We start from the raw sequence: 23,909 nt of genomic DNA on the forward strand, positions 1-23,909 counted from the left end.
AGGCTCAGCCGGTGACCGCGGCCACCGGGTCCGGCGAGCCGAGCCACTCGAGCAGCGCGCGGGCACCGAAGCCCGTCGGGCCGGTGGTCCACTCGTAGGACTCCTCGGGGGCGTCGCCCACCGAGGCGATGTCGAGGTGGGCCCACGGGGTCTCCCCGACGAAGTGCTGCAGGAAGAGCGCGGCCGTGATCGCGCCCGGGCCGCCCGCCGCGTTGTCGGCGTCGGCGACCGTCGAGCTGAGCTTGGGCTCGTAGGTGTCGCTCAGCGGGAAGCGCCACAGCGGCTCCCCCGCCGCCTCGCCGGCCCTCGCGATCACGTCGGCGAGCGCGTCGTCGTTGGCGAAGAACCCGCCGACCTGCTGACCGAGCGCGACCTTCATCGCCCCGGTCAGGGTGGCGACGTCGACGATCACGGCGGGCTTGATCTCGCTCACGGCGTAGGCGAGGGCGTCGGCGAGCACCACGCGGCCCTCGGCGTCCGTGTTGTTGACCTCGGTGGTGCGCCCGCCGAAGTGGCGTACGACGTCACCGGGGCGCAGCGCGTTGCCGCCGACGGCGTTCTCCGCGGCGGCCACCAGCCCGACGACGCGCACCGGGCAGCCGACGGCGGCGAGGGCCGCCATGGTCGCGAGCACCACGGCACCGCCGGTCATGTCGCGCTTCATGTTGACCATCGCCTCGCCCGGCTTGATCGAGAGACCGCCGGTGTCGAAGGTGATGCCCTTGCCGACGATCACGACCGTCGGCGTACGACGGGTCGCCTTCGGCGGCGCGTAGTCGAGGCGGATCAGCCGCGGCGGGGTGGCCGATGCCTGACCGACCCCGACGATGCCGCCGAAGCCCTCGGCGGCCAGCTGCTTCTCGTCCCAGACGGTGAGCTCGAGGCCGTGCTCGGTCGCGATCGCCCGGGCCTGGTCGGCGAGCCAGGCGGGGTTCTTGAGGTTGGAGGGCACCGTCGCCAGCAGTCGCGAGCGCCAGCCTGCGCCGCCGACGGCGACGGCGCGGGCCAGCACCGGCGACAGGTCGTCCGGCACGTCGGCGAGCACGACCCGTGCGACCGGCCGGTGCTCGGGCGCACCGGAGCGCCAGTGGAAGTGGAAGGAGCCGAGCATCGCGCCCACGACGAACGGCGTCACCGCGACGTCCGGGGCGATCGCCGGGATCGACGTGGCCACCGCATCGCGGTCGCGGGTCGCGCGCGCCAGCGCGGCCCCGGCCCGACGGAAGTCCTGGGCGCGCTGGGCGCCGACCCCCACGAGCAGCACGGAGACCAGGTCGGCGCCGTCGGGCGTGCCCAGCGGCACCGGCACCGACGTCACCTCACCGGCACGGCCGGTCGCCTCGGAGAGCTCGAGGACGCCGTACAGGTCGATCCCGAGCAGGTCCGAGAGCTCGGCCGCACCGGGCCCGAGCAGGACGGCGGAGCCGTCCTCCCCGGGCAGGACCGGCAGGGCCACGACCTCCACCCCCACCACGGCGTGCGGCAGGGCCGCACTCAGGGCGAAGTCGGGAGGTGAGGCCTGGCTCGGAAGTGGTGAGGCCTGGTGTGCCGACACGGCGTCAGCCGACGACATCCTTGAGGGCATTGCCGAGAGCACCGGCTTCCTCGGCATTGAGCTCGACAACGAGGCGGCCACCACCTTCGAGCGGGACGCGCATCACGATGCCTCGTCCCTCCTTCGTGACCTCCAGCGGACCGTCGCCCGTCCGCGGCTTCATCGCCGCCATCCGCGCACCTTCCTCTACCTGTCAGGGCCAGCCGAGCCTCCGAGCGTGCTCGCTGCGCCATCGCGCAGACCATTATCCCCCATGACGCGGTGACCTGGCGCACAGGGCACACACTTGCCGACGGGGAGGGCTGGCAGACTCAGCCTATGCAGGCCCGCTCGGCACTCTTCGACGTGTACGGAGACCACCTGCGCGCCCGCGGGAGCGAGGCCCCCGTGGCGGCCGTCGTCCGGATGCTCGACCCGGTCGGGATCGCCGCCCCCGCGGTGCGTACGGCGATCTCGCGGATGGTCATGCAGGGGTGGCTGGAGCCGGTGCAGCTCAGCGGCGCTCGCGGCTACCGGACGACCGAGCGCGCCAACCGCCGGCTCGACGAGGCCGGCCACCGCATCTACCGCCGGCGCGTGCCGACCTGGGACGGCCGCTGGCAGCTCGTCTTCATCCAGGCGCCGGAACGGCCCACCCGCGCCCGCCTGCGCGCCGACCTGACCTTCGTGGGGTACGCCGAGCTCGTGGACAACGTCTGGGTGAGCCCCTTCCCCCGCGTGGAGCTCGACTCGGTCCTCGAGCGCGCCGGGGCCACCGCGCGGACCGCGTGGGCCGACCGGTTCGACCCCGAGCCGACCGGCGCGTGGGACCTGAGCACGCTCCGGTCGTCGTACGACGGCTGGCTCGAGAGCGCCGACGGCCTGGTCGACCACCACCTCGACGCCCACGACGACGAGGACGAGGCGGCCTTCGCGGCCCGCTTCCACCTGGTCCACGAGTGGCGGAAGTTCCTCTTCGCCGACCCGGGCCTGCCCGACGAGCTGCTCCCCGACGACTGGCCCGGAGGGGACGCGGCCGCGTTGTTCGCGACCGAGGCGACCCGGCTCAAGCCCGGCGCCGACCGCTTCGTCGCACGATGCCTGGGCGCCTGACATCATGCGTCCATGACCGAGTCCCCCGTGCTGCTCGACGTCACCGACGGCGTCGGCACCATCACGCTGAACCGTCCGGCGGCGTACAACAGCCTCGACATCGCCACCAAGGAGCTGCTGCTCGAGACCGTCCGCCAGGTCGCCGACGACCCGGCCGTGCGCTGCGTCGTGCTGACCGGCACCGGCAAGGCCTTCTGCACCGGACAGGACCTCAAGGAGCACGTCGAGCTCCTCGAGAACGGCGGCAGCGACGCGCTCTTCACGACGGTCGACAAGCACTACAACCCGACCGTGACCCTCCTCGCCGGCATGGCGAAGCCGGTGATCGCGGCCGTCAACGGGGTCGCCGCCGGCGCGGGCTCCAGCCTCGCCTTCGCCTGCGACCTGCGCATCGTCGCCGACACCGCGGGCTTCAACCTGGCCTTCGCCAACGTCGCGCTCTCGTGCGACACCGGCGCCAGCTATCACCTCCAGCGGCTGGTCGGTCGAGCCAAGGCGATGGAGCTGCTCTACTTCCCCAGCACGATCAGCGCGGCCGACGCCCTGGAGCTGGGGCTCGCGACCAAGGTCGTCCCCGCCGACGAGCTGACCGCCGAGGTGGGTGCCCTCGCCGCCCGTCTCGCCGCCGGCCCGACCGTCGCCCTCGGCGCGATGCGTCAGTCGGTGGCGTACGCCGCCGGGCACTCCCTCGAGGAGGCCCTGGAGCTCGAGAGCGCGATGATGACCAAGACCGGCGCCACCGCCGACCACCGGGCCGCCGTCGCCGCGTTCGTCGCCAAGGAGAAGCCGGTCTTCACCGGGGAGTGATCCGGGTGCCGCCGAAGATCCGGAGCACCTGGCGCGGCGCCCGGGTCCGCATCTGCGTGCGGGAGGGGCGGGCGCCGTACTCGACGGTGACCGCGGCGCCGTCGAACCTGCGGTTGAACCAGCCGGTCATCGTCCCGTGGCACACGCCGCCGCACGTGAAGGACTTGAGCGGGAGACCCAGCTCCCGGGCGACGTGACGGGAGTACGACGGCCTCTTGGTGTCGGTGTCGACGCCGTGGAGCGGCTGGTGGAAGCTGAGGATCCGCGTGGGCCGCAGCTTGCGCAGGAAGCGCATCATCGCCCGGGTCTCCGGCTCCGAGCCCGCACGCGAGCCGGACTCGTACGACCCGTCGAGGTCGGCCCAGTGGTAGGGGAAGTTGCGGTTGAGGTCGACACCACGGGCGTTCTTGCGGGTGCCCCGCGCCAGGCCGTCGGGGTTGTAGACCGGCACGACCCACAGGTTGAGGTCGTGGATGCGGCGCCCGTCGCGCAGCGCGTTGAGGATCTGGCGCGGCCTGCCCTCGTCGCCGTGCATGGTCGCGACCAGCAGCACCCGCTTCCCGCGGGGCTCGCCGAGGTGCCAGGCGACGATCGGCCGGCCCTTCACCGAGTGGCCGATCACCACCTTCTCGATCACCGCCGGACGCTCCCGCGGCGCGGGTGCGGCGTACGACGTCGCGGTGGTCGGCGAGGCGACCAGTGATCCGGCGGCGAGCGCGGTGGCGGTGACGAGCAGGTGTCCGAGACGCATGCCCGGCACCCTGTCACACCCGGGCGACGATGCTCAGATCCGGGAGAAGAGATAGGCCCAGGTGAAGAAGCAGACCCCGCCGAGGAGGCCGATGTGCCCCAGGACGGAGAGTGCGGGACCCCACCACGGGCCGTCGTCGCCGGGGTCGGCGTGGCGGCCCCGGGGGCGGCGCCAGCGTGCGAGCAGCATCAGGCCGGCCACCACCGTGACCCACCAGCACGCCAACGAGATGATGCCGAAGGTCGAGCTGCCGAGGAAGCTGTCCTCCGGGGCGACCAGGAAGGCCACCCAGGACGCGAGCGCGAGCACCCCGACGACGGTGTGCACGTCGACCAGTCCCCGGCCCATCTGCAGGCGACCCGCGCCCCGGCGGTCGCGGCCCAGCCGGAGTCGCGTGACCACGACCACCACCGCGGCCAGCGCGGTGAGGACGTACACGACCCTCTCGGTCACCTCGGTCGACACGGTGCGAAGTGTGCCCTACAGCGCGGCGTCGTCGCCACGCCCGGGGTCGGGCGCGGGGTCGGGCGTGGGGTCGGACACGGGGTCGGGCGTGGGGTCGGGCGCGGCCGTCTCGTGCTGCTGGGCGAGCTCCTGGGCCAGTCGGTCGAGGAGGGCGTCGACCTCCGACATCCGGTAGCCGCGGAAGGCCAGCGAGAAGCGCACGCGGCGCAGGTCGTCGGCCGCGAGCGGTCCGGTCGCGGTGACGGTGGCGTCGGGGCGGTCGTCGTACACCTCGGCCAGCGGGGTGCCGCGGCCGGCGGCGAGCAGGGCGACGCCACCGAGCGCGAGGACCACCAGGATGGCGAAGAACCAGGTCACGAGCCGTGCGCCTCTCGTGCGGAGACCATCAGCTCGACGGCCTCGTCGACGTCGTCGGTGAGGATCAGCCGGTCCAGGTCGATCTCGCTGACGGTGCCGGTGGCCAGCGCGGTGTCGCGCAGCCAGCCGAGCAGGCCCTGCCAGTACGCCGTGCCGATGAGCACGATCGGGAAGTCGGTGATCTTGCCGGTCTGCACCAGCGTCAGCGCCTCGAACAGCTCGTCGAGGGTGCCGATGCCGCCGGGGAGGACGATGAAGCCCTGGGCGTACTTGACGAACATGGTCTTGCGGGCGAAGAAGTAGCGGAAGTTGACGCCGACGTCGACCCACTCGTTGAGGCCCGACTCCCACGGCAGCTCGATGCCGAGGCCGACGCTGACGCCGCCCGCCTCGCACGCGCCCTTGTTGGCCGCCTCCATCGCACCGGGGCCGCCGCCGGTGATGACGGCGAACCCCTCCTCGACCAGGCGTCGCCCGGCGACCTCGCCGGCGGCGTACCAGGGGCTGTCGGTGGGGGTGCGCGCCGAGCCGAAGACCGCGATCGCCGGGCCCAGCTCGGCGAAGGCGCCGAAGCCCTCGACGAACTCCGCCTGCATCCGCAGCACCCGCCAGGGGTCGGTGTGGACCCAGTCGGTCGCGCCGCGCGAGTCGAGCAGCCGCTGGTCGGTGGTGCCGTGGTCGACCTGGTCGCGCCGCTGCAGGATCGGCCCCTTGCGCTTGGACATCATGACGTCAGCCACCTGGTCAGCAGCGCCTCGCAGCGCTCGATGTGCTCCACGGGCACGTGCTCCTCCTGCTTGTGGGCGAGCATCGGGTCACCCGGGCCGAAGTTGACCGCCGGGATGCCGAGTGCGCTGAACCGAGCGACGTCGGTCCAGCCGAACTTGGGGAGGACCTCGCCGCCGACGAGGTCGACGAAGGCCCGGGCGGCCGGCAGGGCGAGCCCGGGCAGCGCGCCCGGCGCGGAGTCGGTGAGGGTCACGTCGTAGCCCTCGAAGAACTCGCGGACGAAGGCCTCGGCCTCCGCCTCGGAGCGGTCGGGCGCGAAGCGGTGGTTGACCTCGACGACGCACTCGTCGGGGAGCACGTTGCCCGCGACGCCTCCGCGGACGAAGACCGCGTTGAGGCCCTCGTGGTACTCGAGCCCGTCGATGACCGGCTTGCGGGGGACGTACTCCTCGAGCCGCCGGAGCACCGCGCCGGCCTTGTGGATCGCGTTGGACCCGCGCCAGGCGCGCGCGGTGTGCGCGCGCTCGCCGGTGGTGCGGACCTCGACGCGGAGGGTGCCCTGGCAGCCGGCCTCGACGCCGGCGTTGGAGGGCTCCATCAGGATCGCGAAGTCCGCGGCGAGCAGTCCGGGGTCGGTCTCGGCCAGCCGGCGCAGGCCGTTGTGCTCGGCGGCGATCTCCTCCGCGTCGTACAGGATGAAGGTGACGTCGCGGTTGGGCTCGGGCACGGTCGCGGCGATCCGCAGGATGACCGCGTCGCCGCCCTTCATGTCGCAGGTGCCGAGGCCGTGCAGGAGGGCGCCCTCGCGGCGGGCGGGCAGGTTGTCGTTGAGCGGGACGGTGTCGAGGTGGCCCGCGATCACGACGCGCTCGGAGCGGCCGAGATCGGTGCGGGCGATGACGTTGTTGCCCCGGCGTACGACCTCGAGGTGGCCCAGCCCGCGCAGCGCCTGCTCGACGGCGTCGGCGATCCGCTGCTCGTCGAGGCTCACGGACTCGATGTTGACCAGCTGCTCGGTGAGGGAGACGGCGTCGGTCGTCAGGTCGAGGATCGTCACGGGCACCATCCAACCAGCCGGGCCGGCGCGGGCACCGTGGTGGAGTCCACACCGCAGCTCCGGGTGGACTGCTGTCCAGAGAAGTGGAACACGTTCTAGTGTGGGCGCATGCGCAACGGACTCGTCCTCTTCACCTCCGACCGCGGCATCCGGCCGGCCACCCTCGCTGCGGCGGCCGAGGAGCGGGGCTTCGACACGTTCTACGTGCCGGAGCACACGCACATCCCGGTCAAGCGCACCGCCGCGCATCCCGGGACCGGCGACGAGACGCTCCCCGACGACCGCTACATGCGGACCCTCGACCCCTGGATCTCGCTGGCGACGGCCGCGCAGGTGACGTCGCGGATCAAGCTGTCCACGGCCGTCGCGCTGCCGGTCGAGTCGGACCCGATCACGCTGGCCAAGCAGATCGCGACCCTCGACCACCTCTCCGGCGGGCGGGTCGAGATCGGCGCGGGCTTCGGCTGGAACACCGACGAGCTCGCCGACCACCAGGTGCCGGCCGCGAAGCGGCGCACGGTGCTCAAGGAGTACGTCGAGGCGATGCGCTCGCTGTGGACGCAGGAGGAGGCGTCGTACGACGGGCAGTTCGTCTCGTTCGGTCCCTCGTGGGCGTTCCCGAAGCCGGCGAGCCACATCCCGCTGATCATCGGCGCCGGTGGCGGCCCGAAGACCTTCGCCTGGATCGCGGCGAACGCCGACGGCTGGATGACCACGCCCACCCAGTCCGACATCTCGGGCCAGATCGAGGCGCTGAAGAAGGCCTGGGCCGACGCGGGACGCTCCGGCGCGCCCGACATCCGGATCCTGATCGCCTTCAAGCCCGACCCGCAGGACCTGATGGCCTGGGCCGAGGCCGGCGCCACGGAGCTGATCTGGGGAGTCCCGGACAAGTCCGAGGACGAGGTCCTCGGCTCCCTCGACCGCCTCGCCGGCCGGCTGGGCATCTCCGGCTGACGGTGGTTGAGGTGCGAAGGCGCCCTGGCGCCTGAGCCTCGAAACCAGCTAGGCCTTGGTGACGGTCAGCGTCGGCTCGCCCTCCGGCCCCGCCGTGACGTCGTACGACGTGGCGAGGGTCTCGGCGGCGATCAGCCGCTCGTGGGTGCGGGCCGCCGCCTGGACGTCCGCTCCCCCGGCGATGGTCAGCGCGATCCGGTCGGAGACGTCGAGGCCGGCGTCGCGTCGGGCCTGCTGGACCGCGCGCACCAGGTCGCGGGCGAGACCCTCGGCCGCCAGCTCGGGCGTGACCTCGGTGTCGAGGACGACGAACCCGCCGCTGCGCAGCACGCCGGTCGCCGAGTCGGCATCGGCGGAGCCGGCGACGGTCTCGAGGGCGTACTCCCCCTCCTCCAGCGCCAGGCCTCCGGACGTGACCGTGCCGTCCTCGGCCACCGACCAGTCGCCCGACTTCGAGCCCTTGATCGCGAGCTGGACATCCTTGCCGAGGCGCGGACCCGCAGCGCGGGCGTTGACGGTGAGCTTCTGCTCGACGCCGTACGACGCCGCCTCGTCCGAGTCGGCCGCGAGCAGCCGGACGTCCTTGACGTTGACCTCGTCGCGCACGATCGCCTCGAAGCCGGCGAGCGCGGCCGGGTCGGCCACGACGACGGTGAGTGCGGCGAGCGGGAGCCGGTTGCGCAGGTTGCGGGCCTTGCGCAGCGCGGACACCGCCGAGCAGACCTCGCGCACCTGGTCCATCGCCGCGACCAGCGCGTCGTCGGCGGGCAGCTCGTCGACGAGCGGCCAGTCGGCGAGGTGCACCGAGCGAGCGCCGGTCAGCCCGCGCCAGACCTCCTCGGTCGTCAGCGGCATCAGCGGCGCCGTCGTCCGGCAGACGACCTCGAGCACGGTGTAGAGCGTGTCGAAGGCGGCCGGGCTGTCGCCCCAGAACCGGTCGCGCGAGCGCCGGATGTACCAGTTCGTCAGCACGTCGAGGAAGGACCGCGTCGCGTCGCACGCCTCGGCGACGGCGTACGCGTCGAGCGTCGTGGTCATCTCCTCGACGTAGTCGCGGCACTTGGCCAGCAGGTAGCGGTCGAGCGGGTCCGTCGACGCGGTCGAGACCGAGGCGTCGTACCCCTGCCCGCTCCGGGCGGCGTTGGCGTAGAGCTGGAAGAAGTACCAGCTGTTCCACAGCGGGATCAGCACCTGCCGCACCGAGTCGCGGATGCCCTGCTCGGTGACGACGAGGTTGCCGCCGCGCAGGATCGGCGACGACATCAGGAACCAGCGCATCGCGTCGGCGCCGTCGCGGTCGAAGACCTCCCGCACGTCGGGGTAGTTGCGCAGCGACTTCGACATCTTGTTGCCGTCGGAGCCCAGCACGATGCCGTGGCTGATGCAGTTCTCGAAGGCCGGGCGGTCGAAGAGCGCGGTCGCCAGGATGTGCAGCGTGTAGAACCAGCCGCGGGTCTGGCCGATGTACTCGACGATGAAGTCGGCCGGGAAGTGGTGCTGGAACCACTCCTCGTTCTCGAACGGCACGTGCACCTGGGCGAACGACATCGAGCCAGAGTCGAACCACACGTCCAGCACGTCGGCGACGCGGCGCATCGTCGACCGGCCGGTCGGGTCGTCGGGGTTCGGGCGCACCAGGTCGTCGACGTAGGGGCGGTGCAGGTCGGGCTCGCCCTGGTGGTTGCGCGGCAGCCGGCCGAAGTCGGCCTCGATCTGCTCGAAGGAGCCGTAGACGTCGATGCGCGGGTACGTCGGGTCGTCGCTCTTCCACACCGGCACCGGGGAGCCCCAGAAGCGGTTGCGGGTGATCGACCAGTCGCGGGCGTTCTCCAGCCAGCGGCCGAACTGGCCGTCCTGGATGTGGTCCGGCACCCAGTTGATCTCCTGGTTGAGCTCGAGCATCCGCGCCTTGATCGCGGTCACCTCGACGAACCACGACGAGACGCCCTTGTAGATCAGGGGCTCGCGGCAGCGCCAGCAGTGCGGGTAGCTGTGGTCGTAGGTCTCCCGGCGCAGCAGCACCGTGCCCGGCGACACCGCCCCGGTCTCGCCCGTGCCGGCGGTCGCGGCCTTGAGGTGGTCGATCACGTGCAGGTTGGCGTCGAAGACGAGCATGCCCTCGTACTCGACGACCGGGAACGTGAACCTGCCGTCCTTGCCGACCGGCATCACGGCCTCGATGCCCTCGCGGTCGGTGACGATCTTGTCGTCCTCACCGAAGGCGCCCGCGGTGTGCACCAGGCCCGTGCCGTCCGTGGTCGTGACGAACTCGGCCGGGACCACGCGGAAGGCGTTGTCGTGGCCGGCGTAGTAGGTGAACGGGGGCGTGTAGGTGAGCCCGAGCAGGTCCGCACCGGTGCCACGCCAGGTCACCTCCGGGTCGTCGCCCAGCTCGCGGGCGTACGACGCGACCCGTGCTGCGGCCAGGATGTAGCGCACGCCTTCGACCGAGACCACGACGTACTCGATGTCCTCGCCGACCATCACCGCGAGGTTGCTCGGCAGCGTCCACGGCGTCGTCGTCCAGACGAGCAGCTTGGCGCCCTGGAACGGGCCGTCCGTCGTCACGTCGTACCCGACGGTGACCGCGGGGTCCTGGCGCATCTGGTAGACGTCGTCGTCCATCCGCAGCTCGTGGTTGGAGAGCGGCGTCTCGTCGTTCCAGCAGTAGGGCAGCACGCGGAAGCCCTCGTAGATCAGCCCCTTGTCGAAGAGCTGCTGGAAGGCCCAGATCACCGACTCCATGTAGTCGGGGTTCATGGTGCGGTAGTCGTTGTCGAAGTCGACCCAGCGGGCCTGCCGGGTGACGTACTCGCGCCAGTCGCCGGTGTACTTCATCACCGAGGCGCGGCAGGCCTCGTTGAACTTGTCGATGCCCATCTCGACGATCTCGTCGGTGGTCTTGATGCCGTTGAGGCGCATCGCCTCGAGCTCGGCGGGCAGCCCGTGGGTGTCCCAGCCGAAGCGCCGCTCGACCTTCTTGCCGCGCATCGTCTGGTAGCGCGGGATCAGGTCCTTGACGTAGCCGGTCAGCAGGTGGCCGTAGTGCGGCAGCCCGTTGGCGAAGGGCGGGCCGTCGTAGAAGACGAACTCGTTCGCGCCGTCCTCGCCGGGGTCGCGCTGGTCGATGCTGGCCTGGAAGGTGCCGTCCTGCTCCCAGTACGCGAGCACCCGCTCCTCGATCTCGGGGAAGCGTGGGCTCGACGGGACACTGCCCGTGTCGGACGTGGGGACCTTCGGATAGGTCATCGGTGGCTCTCCTGCGCTGCGTCGTCGTCACGTGAGGACGACGTGTGCCGCGGTACCACCTCACTTGCCGCCCGGGGACGGCCACTCAAACGGCTGTGACGGGCCTACCCGTCCGGTTCTACTGGGCACTCGCGTGCTGTTCTTCCGGAGGCTCGCCGCTGATGACGGCTCGGACGCCTGTGCGCACAGCGTACGGCGCGCGCGTCGTGCGGAGCCAATCGGATTGCTTCGGCGCCCCGCGGGTGATCGGGTGGGCGCATGACCGATGACGACGTGCGCGGCGAGGAAGCCGTCCTGCGCGAGTACCTCGACCACTTCCGGACGACCTTCGAGCGCAAGTGCGAGGGCCTCGACGCCGAGCAGCTGGCGCGGCGCTCGGTGCCGCCGTCGACGCTGTCGCTGCTGGGCCTGGCCCGCCACCTCGCAGCGGTCGAGCTCTCGTGGTGGCGCCGCGTGATGGGGCGCAACCTCGACCTGCCCAAGATGTGGGGCAAGGACCTGCACCGCAACGCCGACTTCGACGGCGCGGTCGCCGACGACGACGTCGTGGCCGAGGCCTGGGCGGCCTGGCGCGCGGAGGTCGCGCACGGCCGGGCGTTCCAGGCCTCCCACCCGATGGACTACCTGGGCTCGCACGACGACGGCCCGATCGAGATGCGCGAGGTCGTGGTGCACCTGATCGAGGAGTACGCGCGCCACTGCGGCCACGCCGACCTGCTCCGGGAGTGCATCGACGGGCGCACCGGCTGAGCGGCGTACGGCGCCGACTAGGCTCTGCGCCTGTGAGCGCGACACCGACGACTGCCTGGGGCTTCGGCCTGGCCACCATCGACTCCGACGGCAATGTCCTCGACGTGTGGTTCCCGTCGCCGGCGCTGGGCGAGCAGCCGGAGGGTACGACGGCGCCGGCCGAGCTCGGTCCGCTCGCGGGTGCCGACACCGACCGTGGGGTGCACACCGAGGTCCGCCTGGTCGAGGTCGCCGACCTCCAGGCCGCGCCGACCTCGACCGAGGACGTCTGGCTGCGCCTGCACCTGCTGTCGAGCCGGCTGGTGGTCCCGCACTCGATCAGCCTCGACGGCATCTTCGGGCTCCTCACCAACGTCGTGTGGACCAGCGCCGGCGCGTGCGCGGTCCAGGGCTTCGAGGCCACCCGGCTCCGGCTGCGCGCCGGCGGGCGGCACATCACGGTCTTCGGCGTCGACAAGTTCCCCCGCATGGTCGACTACGTGCTGCCCACCGGGGTCCGCGTCGCCGACGCCGACCGGGTCCGGCTCGGGGCACACCTGGCCGAGGGCACCACGGTGATGCACGAGGGCTTCGTCAACTACAACGCGGGCACGCTGGGCGCGAGCATGGTCGAGGGAAGGATCTCGGCCGGCGTCGTGGTCGGCGACGGCTCCGACATCGGCGGCGGCTCCTCGATCATGGGCACCCTCTCCGGCGGCGGCAAGCAGGTCGTCTCGATCGGCGAGCGCTGCCTGCTGGGCGCCAACGCCGGCATCGGCATCTCGCTCGGCGACGACTGCGTCGTCGAGGCCGGGTGCTACGTCACCGCCGGCACCAAGGTCACCGTCGCGGACCCGGACCTGGCGCACAGCCGCACCAAGGTCATCAAGGCCGTGGAGCTCTCCGGCGCGAGCAACGTGCTCTTCCGACGCAACTCGGTCTCGGGCGCGATCGAGGCGGTGCCGTGGAAGAGCACCGGCATCGAGCTCAACGCCGACCTGCACGCCAACTGAGGATCGCGGTGGCCTTGGGTCGCGTCCGCACACTGTCTCCATGAAGCTCCGCACGGGCGTGGCCCTGGTCGGCCTCGCCAGTGTGGGCGTCGCCGCCGCTGTCGGCTACGGCCTGCTGCGCCAGGTCGCGCCGATCCTGCGACCCGACGGGTGCACCGCGACCGTCGACGGGCGCACCGTCTCGCTCGACGTGGAGCAGGCCGAGAACGCCGCGCTGATCACCGCCGTGGCGATCAACCGGGGCATGCCCGCCCGCGCGGCCACGATCGCCCTCGCGACGGCGTACCAGGAGTCCAAGCTCTACAACCTGGAGTCCGGCGACCGCGACTCGCTCGGTCTCTTCCAGCAGCGCCCGTCGCAGGGCTGGGGCTCCGAGGACGACATCCTCGACCCGTACTACGCGACGAACGCCTTCTACGACGCGCTCGCGAGGCTCGACGGCTACGAGGGCATGCGGGTCACGGTGGCCGCCCAGCGCGTGCAGCGCTCCGGCTTCCCCGAGGCGTACGCCGACCACGAGGCGGATGCCCGCGTGCTGGCGTCCGCGCTGTCCGGCAACTCGCCGCACGCCTTCAGCTGTCGCCTCGGCGGCACCCCCGACGCGGCGACGACCAGGCTGAAGAGGTCCGGGCTGACCCCGCGCGCCGACGTCGTGCGCCGCGAGGTCGACAGCGTCTTCGGCGACCCGCCCCTCGGCGGGTTCGCGCCCGGGGGCGTCCGCAGCGGCCACATGCGGGGATCGGCCCACTACGACGGCCGCGCGGTGGACATCTTCGTGCGACCGATCAGCCGGGCCAACAAGATCCGGGGGTGGGCGATCGCGCACTACCTGGTCGCCCAGGCCGACCGGCTGGACATCAAGACCGTGATCTTCGACGACCGGATCTGGACCGCGGGCCGCAAGTCGGGGCGCGGCTGGCGCGACTACGACCCGCCCGAGAGCTCCGGTGACCGCGCGATCCTCGAGCACCGCGACCACGTGCACGTCGACGTGTACTCCTGACGACTGTGGAGAACGGCTGCGCCGACGCGATGCGCGGCGCATGCTGGGAGGGAGCGGCCGGAACGACCTCCGGAACCACTCAGGCCCCACCGACGTCCTGCCGATGGAGACGTTGACCACGCGCCCCCTGGAGACGAGATGTGCACTCACTCACCCACCTGCCCCGACCTCGCGTCCGCTGACTGCTGCACGGCCCAGGTGGTCGCCGACCACAACGGCGACCAGGGCTGGTGCCGGCTGTGCAACGGCGTCATCCTCTTCGACGACGGCCACTACCTGACGCCGGACGGGCACGACGCCCCGATCACGCTGGCGAGCTAGCCGACGAGACGGGCCACCGCAGCGTCGACGCGCTCGTCGGTGGCCGTGAACGCCACCCGCACGTGCCGCGAGCCCGCGGCGCCGTAGAACGCCCCCGGCGCGACCAGGATGCCGCGATCGGCCAGCCAGGACACGGTCTCCCAGCAGTCGTCACCGCCGGCCTCCGAAGCACGCCGGGACCACAGGTAGAGCGACGCCTCGGAGTGCTCGATCGTGAAGCCGGCCGTCTCGAGCGCCTCGCGGAGCCGGGCCCGCCGGGCGGCGTACCGCGCGTGCTGCTCGACGACGTGCTCGTCGTCGTCGAGCGCCGCCGCCATCGCGACCTGCTGCGGCCCGGGCATGATCAGCCCGAGGTTCTTGCGCACGGCGAGCAGCTCGCCGACCAGCGCCGGGTCGCCGGCGACGAAGGCGCAGCGGTAGCCGGCGAGGTTGGAGCGCTTCGAGAGCGAGTGGACGGCGAGGATGCCCTCGTGCGAGCCGCCGCTGATGTCGGGGTGCAGCACCGACATCGGCGTCGCCTCCCAGGCGCACTCCAGGTAGCACTCGTCGGAGACCAGGACGGTGCCGCGCTCGCGGCACCAGTCGACGACCTTCTTGAGGTGCTCGGGGGGCAGCACCCGGCCGGTCGGGTTGGACGGTGAGTTGATCCAGAGCAGCGCGGGCGTCTCGGGACCGAGCGCCGTCAGCGAGTCGGTGGCGACGCCGCGGGCGCCGGCCAGCGCCGCGCCGACCTCGTACGTCGGGTAGGCGAGCTCGGGCCACGCGACCAGGTCGCCCGGGCCGATGCCGAGCTGGCTGGGCAGGGCCGCGACCAGCTCCTTGGAGCCGATGAGCGGGAGCACGCCGTCGAGGCCGAGGCCGGTGACGCCGTGGCGCCGGGCCAGCCAGTCGACACAGGCCTGCCGCGTGGCAGCGGTGCCGATCGTCAGCGGGTACCCCGGCGAGTCGGCCGCGGCGCGCAGCGCGTCCTGCACGACGGCGGGCGTCGGGTCGACCGGCGTGCCGATCGACAGGTCGACGATCCCGTCGGGGTGCGACCGCGCCCGCTCGGCGTGCTCGACGAGAGCGTCCCAGGGGAAGTCCGGGAGACGCGCGGAGACCGGGTGGAGCCGGCTGATCAGTGCTCCTGGGCCTGCGGCGGCAGCGCGGCGATCAGCGGGTGGTCGTGGTCGATCTCGCCCATCTTGGCGGCGCCGCCCGGCGAGCCGAGGTCGTCGAAGAAGTGGACGTTGGCCTCGTAGTAGCTCTTGGACTCCTCGGGGACGTCGTCCTCGTAGAAGATCGCCTCGACCGGGCAGACCGGCTCGCAGGCGCCGCAGTCGACGCACTCGTCGGGGTGGATGTAGAGCATCCGCTTGCCCTCGTAGATGCAGTCGACCGGACACTCGTCAACACACGCGCGGTCCTTGAGGTCGACGCACGGCTGGGAGATGACGTAGGTCACCGGTGCCTCCTGAGGGCAAGACTGGGAGTCGTTCGGACACAGCCTAGTATCCCGACCGTGCCGTCCGCAGACCCGCCTCACGATGTGACCGAGCACATGCTTGGTCCGCACGTGGTCGGGCAGCGCGTCGTGGTCCGCCGGGTGCTCCGCGGCGAGACCGGTCCCAGCGGGGGGCCGGCACTCACCGATCTCCTGGGCACCTGCCTGTCGTGGGCCGACGGGACCTGCGTCGTCCAGCCCGAGACGGGTCCGGCGGTCGCGATCCCGGTCGCCGACATCGTCTCCGGCAAGCCGGTTCCGCCTCGCCCCTCGCCGCGGCACCGCGCCACGCCGCAGCTGGCCCAGCGGCGCGCGCTCGCGCTCTGGCCGGACCTGTCGACCGAGCCGCTCGGCGACTGGACGCTGCGGCACTCCCCCACCTCGACGGCCCGCCGCGCCAACTCCGTGCTGGCCGTGGCGCCCTCGGGCGTGGTGGACGACGTCGCCCGCGTCGTCGACTTCTACGAGGCGCGCACCGGGCGGCCGATCGCCGCCGTGCTGCCGGACTCCGCCGAGGACGAGCTCTTCCGAGGGCTGGGCTGGGTCCTGGAGAGCCACGACGCGGACACGCTCTTCCAGATCGCGCCGGTGGCGCAGGCGCTGCGCTCGCTGCGGCGCGCGGTGGACCCGGGGCCCGCCGCGCTCGCACCGCCACCGCCGGAGACGACGTACGACGAGGTCGGCGACCTGGTCACGGTGCGGCTCGGTGAGTGGGCGAGCGGCGTGGCGGCGTACGGCGAGGACTGGGTGGGGTTCCGCGGCATCGAGGTCGCTCCGGAGCACCGCCGCCGGGGTCTGGGGCTGACCGTGATGGCGGCGCTGCTCGAGTGGGGCGCCGAGCGTGGCGCGACGACGGCGTACCTCCAGGTGATCGGCGACAACACGGCGGCGCTGGCGCTCTACGAGCGACTGGGGTTCACCACCCACCACGCCTACCGCTACCTGACACCCGGCCGGGCCAGCAGGTCCGACTGACGGCCGAGGACGCGCCCGAACCTCACCAGTCGTCGGGCCGGCCCGGACCCTCCTAGGCTCCTCCCATGACCGAACCGACGTGGCTCGAGGCCGAGGGCGACCGGCTGCTGGAGTTCGCCCGGGCTGCGGCCCATCCCGACGGCGGCTTCGCCTGGCTCGACGACGACGGTCGACCGCTGCTGGACCGGCCGGTCGAGCTGTGGATCTCCTGCCGGATGACGCACGTCTTCGCGCTCGCGCACCTCATGGGGCGCCCGGACGCCGCCGCGCTCGTCGACCACGGGATCGCCGCACTGACCGGCCGGCTGCGCGACGCGGAGCACGGCGGCTGGTACGCCGCGGTGGCGGCGGACGGTCCCGTCACGCGGGACAAGACGGCGTACGAGCACGCCTTCGTGGTGCTGGCCGCCTCGTCGGCGACCGCCGCGGGGCGCCCGGGCGCGGCGGAGCTGCTGACCGAGGCGCTCGACGTCTTCGACCGGCACTTCTGGGACGAGGGCGCGGGGATGGCCGTCGAGCAGTGGGACGAGTCCTGGTCCACGCTCGACGACTACCGCGGCGTCAACGCCAACATGCACACGGTCGAGGCACTGCTGGCTGCGGCGGACGTCACCGGCGACGCACGGTGGCGCGAGCGAGCGCGGCGGATCGTCACGACGGTCGTGCACGGCTTCGCGCGGGACAACCACTGGCGGATCCCGGAGCACTTCGACGCCCGCTGGCGCCCGCGGCTCGACTACAACCGGGCCGAGCCGGCCCACCCCTTCCGCCCGTACGGCGCCACCGTCGGCCACTGGTTCGAGTGGAGCCGGCTGGCGCTCGGGCTGCGTGAGGCGCTCGGGGCCGAGGCCCCGGACTGGCTGCTCGACGACGCTCAGGCGCTCTTCGACGCGGGCGTGCGCGAGGGCTGGGCGGTCGACGGCGCCGCGGGTTTCGTCTACACGGTCGACTGGGACGGGACGCCCGTCGTACGGCAGCGGATGCACTGGGTGGCCACCGAGGCGCTCGCCGCGGCGGCGACGCTGTCACAGGTGACCCACGACCCGGTGTACGCCGTCTGCGAGGAGGTCTGGTGGCGGTACGCCGAGCAGCACCTCATCGACCACGAGCGGGGCTCGTGGCACCACGAGCTCGACCCGCACAACCGGCCGACGGCCGGCACCTGGGCGGGCAAGCCCGACGTCTACCACGCGTTCCAGGCCACCCTGGCGCCGCGGCTCCCGGTCTCGCCGGCCTTCGCCCGTGCGCTCGCCGACGGCCGCGGTGGTTTCGAGGCTCGGCGCTAGCGCGCCTCGCACCTCAACCACCGTGTCGGCCCGCCGCCCGCGCGCCTCGCACCTCAACCAGCGTGTCGGCTCGCCCCTCGCGCGCCTCGCACCTCAACCAGCGTGTCGGAGCGTCAGCCGGTGGGGGACTTCTGCTTGGGCTTCTCGCACTTGACGTTGTCGGAGGCGATGTAGCTGGTGTGGAACTTCTCGCTCTTCACGGTCGCGCTCACGTCGGGCTTGTGGAAGTAGCGGGTCACGTCGACGTCGAAGCCGTCGTACCCGACGGCCGGGAGGCAGTCGGCCGTGGTGAGGGTCTGGGTCTTCGGGGACCGGAAGTTGTAGCGGTCGGAGGTCTTGCTCGTGATGTCCCACGTCTTGGTGGACCACATCGACACCGTGACGACGCCCTTGGCCGAGCCGTCGCTGGGCGTCACGTGGGCGTGGACCAGCACGCCGTACGGCGTGTCGTTCTTGAACCGCAGGTCGACCGATCCCCAGGCCACGGTGGCCTCGCGGCCCTCCGGGTAGCGGTCGATGTAGACCGAGTGGGGCTTGTGCTCCACGTCCTCGAGGCCGGCGAAGTACATCGCGTTGAAGGTCGTCGTCGCCATCTGGGACACGCCGCCGCCGAGGTCCTCCTTGAAGAGGCCGTTGCTGATGATGAAGCCCTCGGTGAAGCCGTTCTCGCGGGTGCGCTCGCCCACGATGTCGTTGAGCGAGAAGGTGTCGCCGGGCTTGAGGATCGTGCCGTCCACGAGCTCCGCGGCCCGGCCGATGTTGATGTTGCGGTACTCGGCGTAGGGGTAGTAGGTCGTGAAGGTCGAGACCTTCTCGTCGATCTTGAGGGCCTTCGCGTCGGCGGTGGTGAACTCGGGCTCGGCGACGGTCGCCTCGACCTTCATCCTCCGCTTGCCGTCGGGCTGCGTCACGAGCTTGAGGAAGGCGTCGCTGACGTCGGCGGGGTCGTAGGTGACGCCGGGCTTCGCGGGGACCACCCGGGGCTTGCCGTTGACGAGCCTGACCGTGGCGTCGACCGGCTTGTCGTCCTCGCTGACCTCCGAGTCGACCAGCGCGGTGAGCTTGTTGGTGTCGAGGTCGGGCACGAGCGTGCCGCCCGTGGCCTTCATGCCCAGGGCGGCCGCGAAGTCGGCCGGGGCGAGCTCCACCGGCGAGTCGCCGAAGACGAGCGTCACCGGACCCGAGAGCGCCGGGTTGGCGAAGGTGTCGAGGGCCTTCTGCACGTCGGCGTCGTCGATCTCGGGCTGGACCGCCGTGGTCTCGAGCTCCGCGACCGTGTCGTCCTCGGAGAGGTAGGCGTCGAGCAGCGCGGCCTTCGCCTCGGCGGGGTCCAGTCCCTTGCCGGGCGCCGGGTCGGTCGTGACGACCCGACCCTCCTTGAAGGCGACGGCGCCGTCGGTGGGGGCGGTGCCGGCGCTCGTGGTCAGCTCGTCGAGCGCGGCCGTGAACGACGCCTCGTCGACGGTGACGACGGGATCCTGCCGGTCGCCGCCGGTCCAGTAGTCCCAGAGCCGCGCCGGCGACCAGCTGCGCTCCCCGCCGGCCTCCGCGACGGTGGCGTCGAAGTCGACCGCCAGGCCGGCGTCGCTGGGGGTCACGCTCACGGTCTTGCCGTCCACGCTCGCCGGGATCGGGCGGTCGACCCGGCCCTCGAGACCCGAGCGGAGCGCCTCCTCGGCCTGCGCGGGGGTCTTCCCCCCGATCGCGACGCCGGCGACCGTGGTGCCGCGCGGCACCTTGTCACCGGCCGCGACGTACGCCGCGGCGTACGCCCCTCCAGCGAGCAGCAGCAGGCCGCCGATCAGCAGGACCACGACCTTGCCGCCGGCGGACTCGCGGTCACTGGGTCGCTTCGTCACCCGGTCATCCTAGGGAGCGCCGGTCGCCGGACCGCGCGGGCGGGGCAGCGTGGCGAGTCCCACGACCAGCAGCACCATGCCGAGCCCGAGCACGGCGTACCCCTGCCAGTCCTGGCTGACCAGGTAGTCGCCCTCGGGCCGTGGGACCGTCAGCCAGCCGACCATCGCGACCCAGCCGACGACGAACGCGAGCCGGGACCACCAGCCCGGCGGCAGTGCGAGGACCGTCATCGAGGTCGCCGCCACGGCGAGCACGAAGCCCCAGACCAGCTCGTGGACCGCGACCGTCGCGACCGCGGTGACCGCGCCCGCGAGCAACAGCCCGAGGGCCGCGAGCAGCCTCACCCCGGATCAGACGCCGGAGAACAGGTCGGTCTCGAGCCCGTCCTCGCCCAGCTCGCCGCGGGTGCCCTTGACGATCCGGTAGTACTCGATGCCCCAGGCCGTCGTGCCGACGTTGTTGGACAGCGCGAAGAACGGCCCGTCGGTGGTGACCTGGGTGGGGTAGGCGCGCAGGGCGTCCAGCTTCTGCTCGACGTGGTCCTGGGCGTCGATGGCGGCCGACAGGTTTTCGTCGGCGGTCACGAACGGCGGCAGCGGACCGTCGGGGTCCATGCCCTCGAAGCTCGTCGAGTCGCCGGCATCGCGCAGGGACCTGAGCCCGGCCCGCATCCGGCTCTCGGACATCGCGTTCCAGTAGATCTTGGCGATGTCCCACGGCTCGCCCAGGTCGCGCCGGTACGACGGCACGGCGGCCAGCTGCGCGGCGTACATCGCGACGCGGTGGGCCTGGATGTGGTCCGGGTGGCCGTAGCCGCCGAACGGGTCGTACGTCGCCAGCACCTGCGGGCGGACTTCGCGGATGATCTCGACCAGGTAGTCGGCGGCGACCGTCAGGTCGGCGTGCCAGAACGCGTTGTCGTGGATGTCGTCGGCGGGGATCGCGTAGCCGTCCTCGTGCCACTTCATCCCGGAGTCCCGGAACCGCTCGAAGCCGCCGAGCCAGCGGTGGTCGGTCACCCCGAGGACCTTCATGGCGTCGGCGATCTCGCCCTTGCGGTGCTCGCCGAGGCGGTCCTCCTTGTCGGCGGCGAGGTGCTCGAGCTCGGGGACCAGGATCTCGCCCATCTCGCCCGCCGTGCAGGTCACCAGCGTGACGCCGCGCCCGTCGGCGACGTACTTGGCCATCGTGGCGCCGTTGCCGATGCACTCGTCGTCGGGGTGCGCGTGGACGAGGAGGAGGCGCTGGTCAGAAGACATGGGGTGATCCTAGGGAGAGGTGGCAACGGCCCGACGCCGGGACGCCACACCCCTCAACCACCGGAGGGGCGCTTGATCTTCCGCGGGCCGGTCGGCAGCTCGAGGGGTGGGACCTCGACCGGCTCGACGACCGAGCCGTCGGCGACGTCGAGCCAGCCGTCGTACTCGTCGACGAGCAGCTCCAGCACGAGCTCCGGCGCGTCGGTCAGCACGGCCCACGGGTGGTCCTCGTCGTCGTCCTCGCCGGCGAGGCGCTCCCGCTCCACCCGGGCGTCGTACCCCGACGACCGCAGCCGGCCGACGACCGTCGCCGCGTCGTCCTCGTCGAAGAAGATGCCCCGCACCTGGTCATCCTCCCAAGTGGGTGCGCAGGTGCGCGAGGAAGGGCCGGTCCGGGTCGAGCCAGTCGACGTCGTCGAGCTCGGTCACCGTCAGCCAGCGGATCTCGTCGTGCTCACGCGGGTCCGGGTCGCCGGCGGTGAGCTCGGCGACGGCGACGCTCAGCAGGTGCCGCTCGCCGATCGGCACCTCGCCGGGCAGCCAGCCGGTGACCTCGACGGCGCAGCCGAGCTCCTCGTCGATCTCGCGCGCCAGCGCCGCCTCAGGGGTCTCTCCCTGCTCGACCTTGCCGCCCGGGAACTCCCAGCGCCCCGCAGCCTCCGGCGGCGTCGTGCGACGCGCCGCCAGCACCCGGCCGTCCCGGACGATGGCGGCGCCCACCACCGCTTGCCGGGTCCCTGTCACGGTGCCGACGCTACCGTCGGCACCGTGCACCTGCGGAGGAGTCGGGACCTCAGCCCGGAGATCGACGCGCTCGCGCAGCGTGCCGGAGGTCGGGTCGGACTCCCGACCGTGCTGGGTGACCTCGACCGTCGGCTGCGGCGGACCTGGGCGCCCGGCCTCGCCGTACGACGCGCGTGGACCTGGTCGGCGGCGGACCGCCGCGACCCCGCGTGGTGGCCGCAGGGCATCTCCCCGTCGCCGGGCCCGGAGCGGGTGCTGGCGGTCAGCTGGTATGCCGCGAGCGGCGGCTCGCGGCTCAGCCTCCTGGACCTCGACGCGCGGCGCTACCGGCACGTGACGCTGGTGCGTCCGGACCGCGACGGCAACCACGTGCCGCTCCAGATCCATGCCGGCGGCATCGCCTGGCACGGTCCGTGGCTCCACCTCGCCGCCACCCGCGGCGGCTTCTGGAGCTGCCACGTCGACGACGTCGTGCGCGTGGCGGACGACTACCTGCTGCCGGTGCGCTTCCGGCACTCCGCGCCGGAGCGGCGCGACGACGACGTGCGGTTCTCCTTCCTGACGATCGACGGGGAGGAGCTCGTCGCCGGCGAGTACGGCGGCCGGAAGCAGTCGCGCCGACTCGCCCGGGTGGCGCTCGACCCCGAGACGCTGCTGCCGGTCACCGACGGTGAGGACCAGGTCGTCCCGGTCGTCACCGACCACGGCGTCGTGCGCGCCCAGGGCGTCGCGCGCGTCGACGGCCGGCTCTACCTGACGGCATCCCACGGGCCGTGGGGGCTGGGGTCGGTCTGGGCCGGGGACTCCCCCGACCTCCACGAGCACCGCTGGGCAGCGCCGATGGGACCCGAGGACCTGGCGTACGACGAGCACGGCGACTGGCTGTGGACCGTCACCGAGCACCCCCGCCGCCGCTGGGTCATCGCGATGCGGCGATCCTCCTTCGACTGACGCCGTGTGAGCACTGCCCGGTGGTCGAGGTGCGAGGGCAACCGGTGGTTGAGGTGCGAGGCGCCCAGTGGGTCGCGGCCATCCGGTGGTTGAGGTGCGAGGGCCGCCAGGCCCGAGCCTCGAAACCCCCGCAGCGTAGGCAGGGCAATGAGCGTGACCTTCGGGTCGGCTGGGCTCGGCCGCCGACAGGCTGGATACGCGGGTACGGCGAGCAGTGGCTGCGGTCGCCTCCCGGGTCCCCGGTGGTTGAGGCGTGAGGGCCGCCAGGCCCGAGCCTCGAAACCCCCGCAGCGTAGGCAGGGCAATGAGCGTGACCTTCGGGTCGGCTGGGCTCGGCCGCCGACAGGCTGGATACGCGGGTACGGCGAGCAGTGGCTGCGGTCGCCTCCCGGGTCCCCGGTGGTTGAGGCGTGAGGGCCGCCAGGCCCGAGCCTCGAAACCCCGGCAGCGAACCCAGGGCGATGAGCACGGCTCGCGGGTCCGCTCGGGTCATCCGCCGACAGGCAGCGACGCGGGTACGGCGCGCACGGGCCTGCGGCCGCTGCCGGCTTACCGGTGATTGAGGTGCGAGGGCCGCCAGGCCCGAGCCTCGAAACCCCCGCAGCGAACGCAGGGCAATGAGCGTGACCTTCGGGTCCGCTCGGGTCGGCCGCCGACAGGCTTGATACGCGGGTACCGCGAGCGGTGGTTGGGGCCGCCGGTCTGGCTGAGGGTCCCGGTGGTTGAGGTGCGAGGGCCGCCAGGCCCGAGCCTCGAAACCCCCGCAGCGAACGCAGGGCAATGAGCGTGACCTTCGGGTCCGCACGGGTCGACCGCCGAAAGGGCGATTACGCGATACGGCGCGCAGTGGTTGGGGTCGCCCGCTGGCCTACCGGTGGTTGAGGTGCGAGGGCCGCCAGGCCCGAGCCTCGAAACCCCCGCAGCGAACGCAGGGCAATGAGCGTGACCTTCGGGTCCGCACGGGTCGACCGCCGAAAGGGCGATTACGCGATACGGCGCGCAGTGGTTGGGGTCGCCCGCTGGCCTACCGGTGGTTGAGGTGCGAGGGCCGCCAGGCCCGAGCCTCGAAACCACCACCCAGAGACACGTCGTTCGCGTGGTCCGAACGCTGATGGATGCCCCTCCACAGGCACTCGATCCGGGTGTGGATGAACCCCTCGGATCGTGACCTCTTCGTGACCCAGAACCCTGTGAAAACAGGGGTTCTGAGCCTCTGACTGTCGGTGGTCAGTGCTTGGCTAGAACCATGACCACGATGACCACACC

General features: G+C 72.3%; 25 protein-coding genes. 10 read left to right on the forward strand and 15 right to left on the reverse strand.

Features of this window, described 5'->3' with window-relative positions:
* Positions 1–4: 4 nt before the first annotated feature.
* Positions 5–1,555 (reverse strand): leucyl aminopeptidase family protein, encoded by a 1,551-nt coding sequence (locus tag N542_RS0105275; protein ID WP_028643025.1) that lies wholly within the window; start codon positions 1,553–1,555, stop codon positions 5–7.
* Between the two features lie 4 nt (positions 1,556–1,559).
* Entirely contained in the window at positions 1,560–1,727 is a 168-nt protein-coding gene (locus tag N542_RS27055; protein ID WP_081795029.1) for a DUF3117 domain-containing protein, read from the reverse strand.
* 146 nt (positions 1,728–1,873) lie between these two features.
* Here N542_RS27055 and N542_RS0105285 point away from each other — a divergent pair, with 146 nt between their 5' ends.
* Together N542_RS0105285 and N542_RS0105290 are read left to right on the forward strand one after the other, a co-directional pair.
* On the forward strand, positions 1,874–2,647 hold the full coding sequence (locus tag N542_RS0105285) for a PaaX family transcriptional regulator (RefSeq protein ID WP_028643026.1): 774 nt from the start codon (positions 1,874–1,876) through the stop codon (positions 2,645–2,647).
* A 12-nt stretch (positions 2,648–2,659) separates the two neighbouring features.
* Complete coding sequence (locus N542_RS0105290) at positions 2,660–3,454, forward strand: enoyl-CoA hydratase-related protein (protein ID WP_028643027.1); 795 nt, start codon at positions 2,660–2,662, stop codon at positions 3,452–3,454.
* On the opposite strand, the gene N542_RS26430 is transcribed toward N542_RS0105290, so the two are convergent.
* From N542_RS26430 to dapE, 5 genes are read right to left on the reverse strand one after another with little or no spacing between them, the layout of a single operon-like run.
* Positions 3,441–4,205: a M14 family zinc carboxypeptidase gene (locus N542_RS26430; RefSeq protein WP_051551420.1), complete on the reverse strand. Its 765-nt coding sequence runs from the start codon at positions 4,203–4,205 to the stop codon at positions 3,441–3,443. The two genes, N542_RS0105290 and N542_RS26430, sit on opposite strands and share 14 nt — an antisense overlap.
* A gap of 33 nt (positions 4,206–4,238) precedes the next feature.
* Positions 4,239–4,670 (reverse strand): hypothetical protein, encoded by a 432-nt coding sequence (locus N542_RS0105300; protein ID WP_028643028.1) that lies wholly within the window; start codon positions 4,668–4,670, stop codon positions 4,239–4,241.
* Between the two features lie 15 nt (positions 4,671–4,685).
* Positions 4,686–5,027 (reverse strand): DivIVA domain-containing protein, encoded by a 342-nt coding sequence (locus tag N542_RS23535; RefSeq protein WP_081795030.1) that lies wholly within the window; start codon positions 5,025–5,027, stop codon positions 4,686–4,688.
* A complete protein-coding gene (locus tag N542_RS0105310; protein WP_051551519.1) occupies positions 5,024–5,755 on the reverse strand; it encodes a TIGR00730 family Rossman fold protein in 732 nt (243 codons plus the stop codon). Before N542_RS0105310 ends, N542_RS23535 begins: the two co-directional genes overlap by 4 nt.
* Complete coding sequence (gene dapE / locus N542_RS0105315; protein ID WP_197025865.1) at positions 5,752–6,822, reverse strand: succinyl-diaminopimelate desuccinylase; 1,071 nt, start codon at positions 6,820–6,822, stop codon at positions 5,752–5,754. The genes N542_RS0105310 and dapE overlap by 4 nt, the downstream gene beginning before the upstream one ends.
* Before the next feature lie 99 nt (positions 6,823–6,921).
* Here dapE and N542_RS0105320 point away from each other — a divergent pair, with 99 nt between their 5' ends.
* Positions 6,922–7,770 (forward strand): LLM class F420-dependent oxidoreductase, encoded by an 849-nt coding sequence (locus tag N542_RS0105320; RefSeq protein WP_028643031.1) that lies wholly within the window; start codon positions 6,922–6,924, stop codon positions 7,768–7,770.
* 48 nt (positions 7,771–7,818) lie between these two features.
* Here N542_RS0105320 and ileS read toward each other — a convergent pair whose 3' ends face one another.
* Positions 7,819–11,019, reverse strand: a complete 3,201-nt coding sequence (ileS, locus tag N542_RS0105325) for an isoleucine--tRNA ligase (RefSeq protein WP_028643032.1) — start codon at positions 11,017–11,019, stop codon at positions 7,819–7,821.
* A gap of 258 nt (positions 11,020–11,277) precedes the next feature.
* Here ileS and N542_RS0105330 point away from each other — a divergent pair, with 258 nt between their 5' ends.
* The 4 genes from N542_RS0105330 to N542_RS0105345 all read left to right on the forward strand — a co-directional run bounded on the left by N542_RS0105330 (position 11,278) and on the right by N542_RS0105345 (position 14,085).
* Positions 11,278–11,769 carry a DinB family protein gene (locus N542_RS0105330; protein ID WP_028643033.1) on the forward strand — a complete coding sequence of 164 codons (492 nt, stop codon included), beginning with the start codon at positions 11,278–11,280 and terminating at the stop codon, positions 11,767–11,769.
* Between the two features lie 32 nt (positions 11,770–11,801).
* Positions 11,802–12,761 (forward strand): 2,3,4,5-tetrahydropyridine-2,6-dicarboxylate N-succinyltransferase, encoded by a 960-nt coding sequence (gene dapD / locus N542_RS0105335; RefSeq protein ID WP_028643034.1) that lies wholly within the window; start codon positions 11,802–11,804, stop codon positions 12,759–12,761.
* Positions 12,762–12,801: 40 nt separating this feature from the next.
* Positions 12,802–13,764: a hypothetical protein gene (locus tag N542_RS23540; protein WP_036506527.1), complete on the forward strand. Its 963-nt coding sequence runs from the start codon at positions 12,802–12,804 to the stop codon at positions 13,762–13,764.
* A 138-nt stretch (positions 13,765–13,902) separates the two neighbouring features.
* Positions 13,903–14,085, forward strand: coding sequence for a DUF5999 family protein (locus N542_RS0105345; RefSeq protein WP_028643035.1), 183 nt, complete (start codon positions 13,903–13,905; stop codon positions 14,083–14,085).
* On the opposite strand, the gene dapC is transcribed toward N542_RS0105345, so the two are convergent.
* Positions 14,082–15,203, reverse strand: a complete 1,122-nt coding sequence (gene dapC / locus N542_RS0105350; protein WP_036506833.1) for a succinyldiaminopimelate transaminase — start codon at positions 15,201–15,203, stop codon at positions 14,082–14,084. The genes N542_RS0105345 and dapC overlap by 4 nt on opposite strands.
* Positions 15,203–15,529, reverse strand: a complete 327-nt coding sequence (gene fdxA, locus N542_RS0105355) for a ferredoxin (RefSeq protein WP_028643037.1) — start codon at positions 15,527–15,529, stop codon at positions 15,203–15,205. The genes dapC and fdxA overlap by 1 nt, the downstream gene beginning before the upstream one ends.
* A gap of 57 nt (positions 15,530–15,586) precedes the next feature.
* Between fdxA and N542_RS23545 the strand changes: the two genes are divergently transcribed.
* Both N542_RS23545 and N542_RS0105365 read left to right on the forward strand, forming a co-directional pair.
* Complete coding sequence (locus tag N542_RS23545) at positions 15,587–16,543, forward strand: GNAT family N-acetyltransferase (protein WP_197025866.1); 957 nt, start codon at positions 15,587–15,589, stop codon at positions 16,541–16,543.
* 65 nt (positions 16,544–16,608) lie between these two features.
* Complete coding sequence (locus N542_RS0105365; protein WP_028643038.1) at positions 16,609–17,829, forward strand: AGE family epimerase/isomerase; 1,221 nt, start codon at positions 16,609–16,611, stop codon at positions 17,827–17,829.
* Between the two features lie 113 nt (positions 17,830–17,942).
* On the opposite strand, the gene N542_RS23550 is transcribed toward N542_RS0105365, so the two are convergent.
* The 5 genes from N542_RS23550 to N542_RS28015 are packed head-to-tail and all read right to left on the reverse strand — an operon-like array spanning position 17,943 to position 21,692.
* Positions 17,943–19,688 carry a VanW family protein gene (locus N542_RS23550; protein ID WP_051551422.1) on the reverse strand — a complete coding sequence of 582 codons (1,746 nt, stop codon included), beginning with the start codon at positions 19,686–19,688 and terminating at the stop codon, positions 17,943–17,945.
* A 9-nt stretch (positions 19,689–19,697) separates the two neighbouring features.
* Entirely contained in the window at positions 19,698–20,033 is a 336-nt protein-coding gene (locus N542_RS0105375) for a DUF6113 family protein (protein WP_028643039.1), read from the reverse strand.
* Between the two features lie 6 nt (positions 20,034–20,039).
* Positions 20,040–20,948: an N-acetyl-1-D-myo-inositol-2-amino-2-deoxy-alpha-D-glucopyranoside deacetylase gene (mshB, locus tag N542_RS0105380; RefSeq protein ID WP_028643040.1), complete on the reverse strand. Its 909-nt coding sequence runs from the start codon at positions 20,946–20,948 to the stop codon at positions 20,040–20,042.
* 53 nt (positions 20,949–21,001) lie between these two features.
* Positions 21,002–21,292, reverse strand: a complete 291-nt coding sequence (locus tag N542_RS0105385) for a hypothetical protein (RefSeq protein ID WP_028643041.1) — start codon at positions 21,290–21,292, stop codon at positions 21,002–21,004.
* 4 nt (positions 21,293–21,296) lie between these two features.
* Entirely contained in the window at positions 21,297–21,692 is a 396-nt protein-coding gene (locus N542_RS28015; RefSeq protein WP_028643042.1) for a (deoxy)nucleoside triphosphate pyrophosphohydrolase, read from the reverse strand.
* Between the two features lie 24 nt (positions 21,693–21,716).
* Between N542_RS28015 and N542_RS28020 the strand changes: the two genes are divergently transcribed.
* A complete protein-coding gene (locus tag N542_RS28020; protein WP_028643043.1) occupies positions 21,717–22,643 on the forward strand; it encodes a hypothetical protein in 927 nt (308 codons plus the stop codon).
* The last annotated feature ends 1,266 nt before the right edge of the window (positions 22,644–23,909 follow it).

The organism is Nocardioides sp. URHA0020 (assembly GCF_000620705.1).
Classification (GTDB): domain Bacteria; phylum Actinomycetota; class Actinomycetes; order Propionibacteriales; family Nocardioidaceae; genus Nocardioides.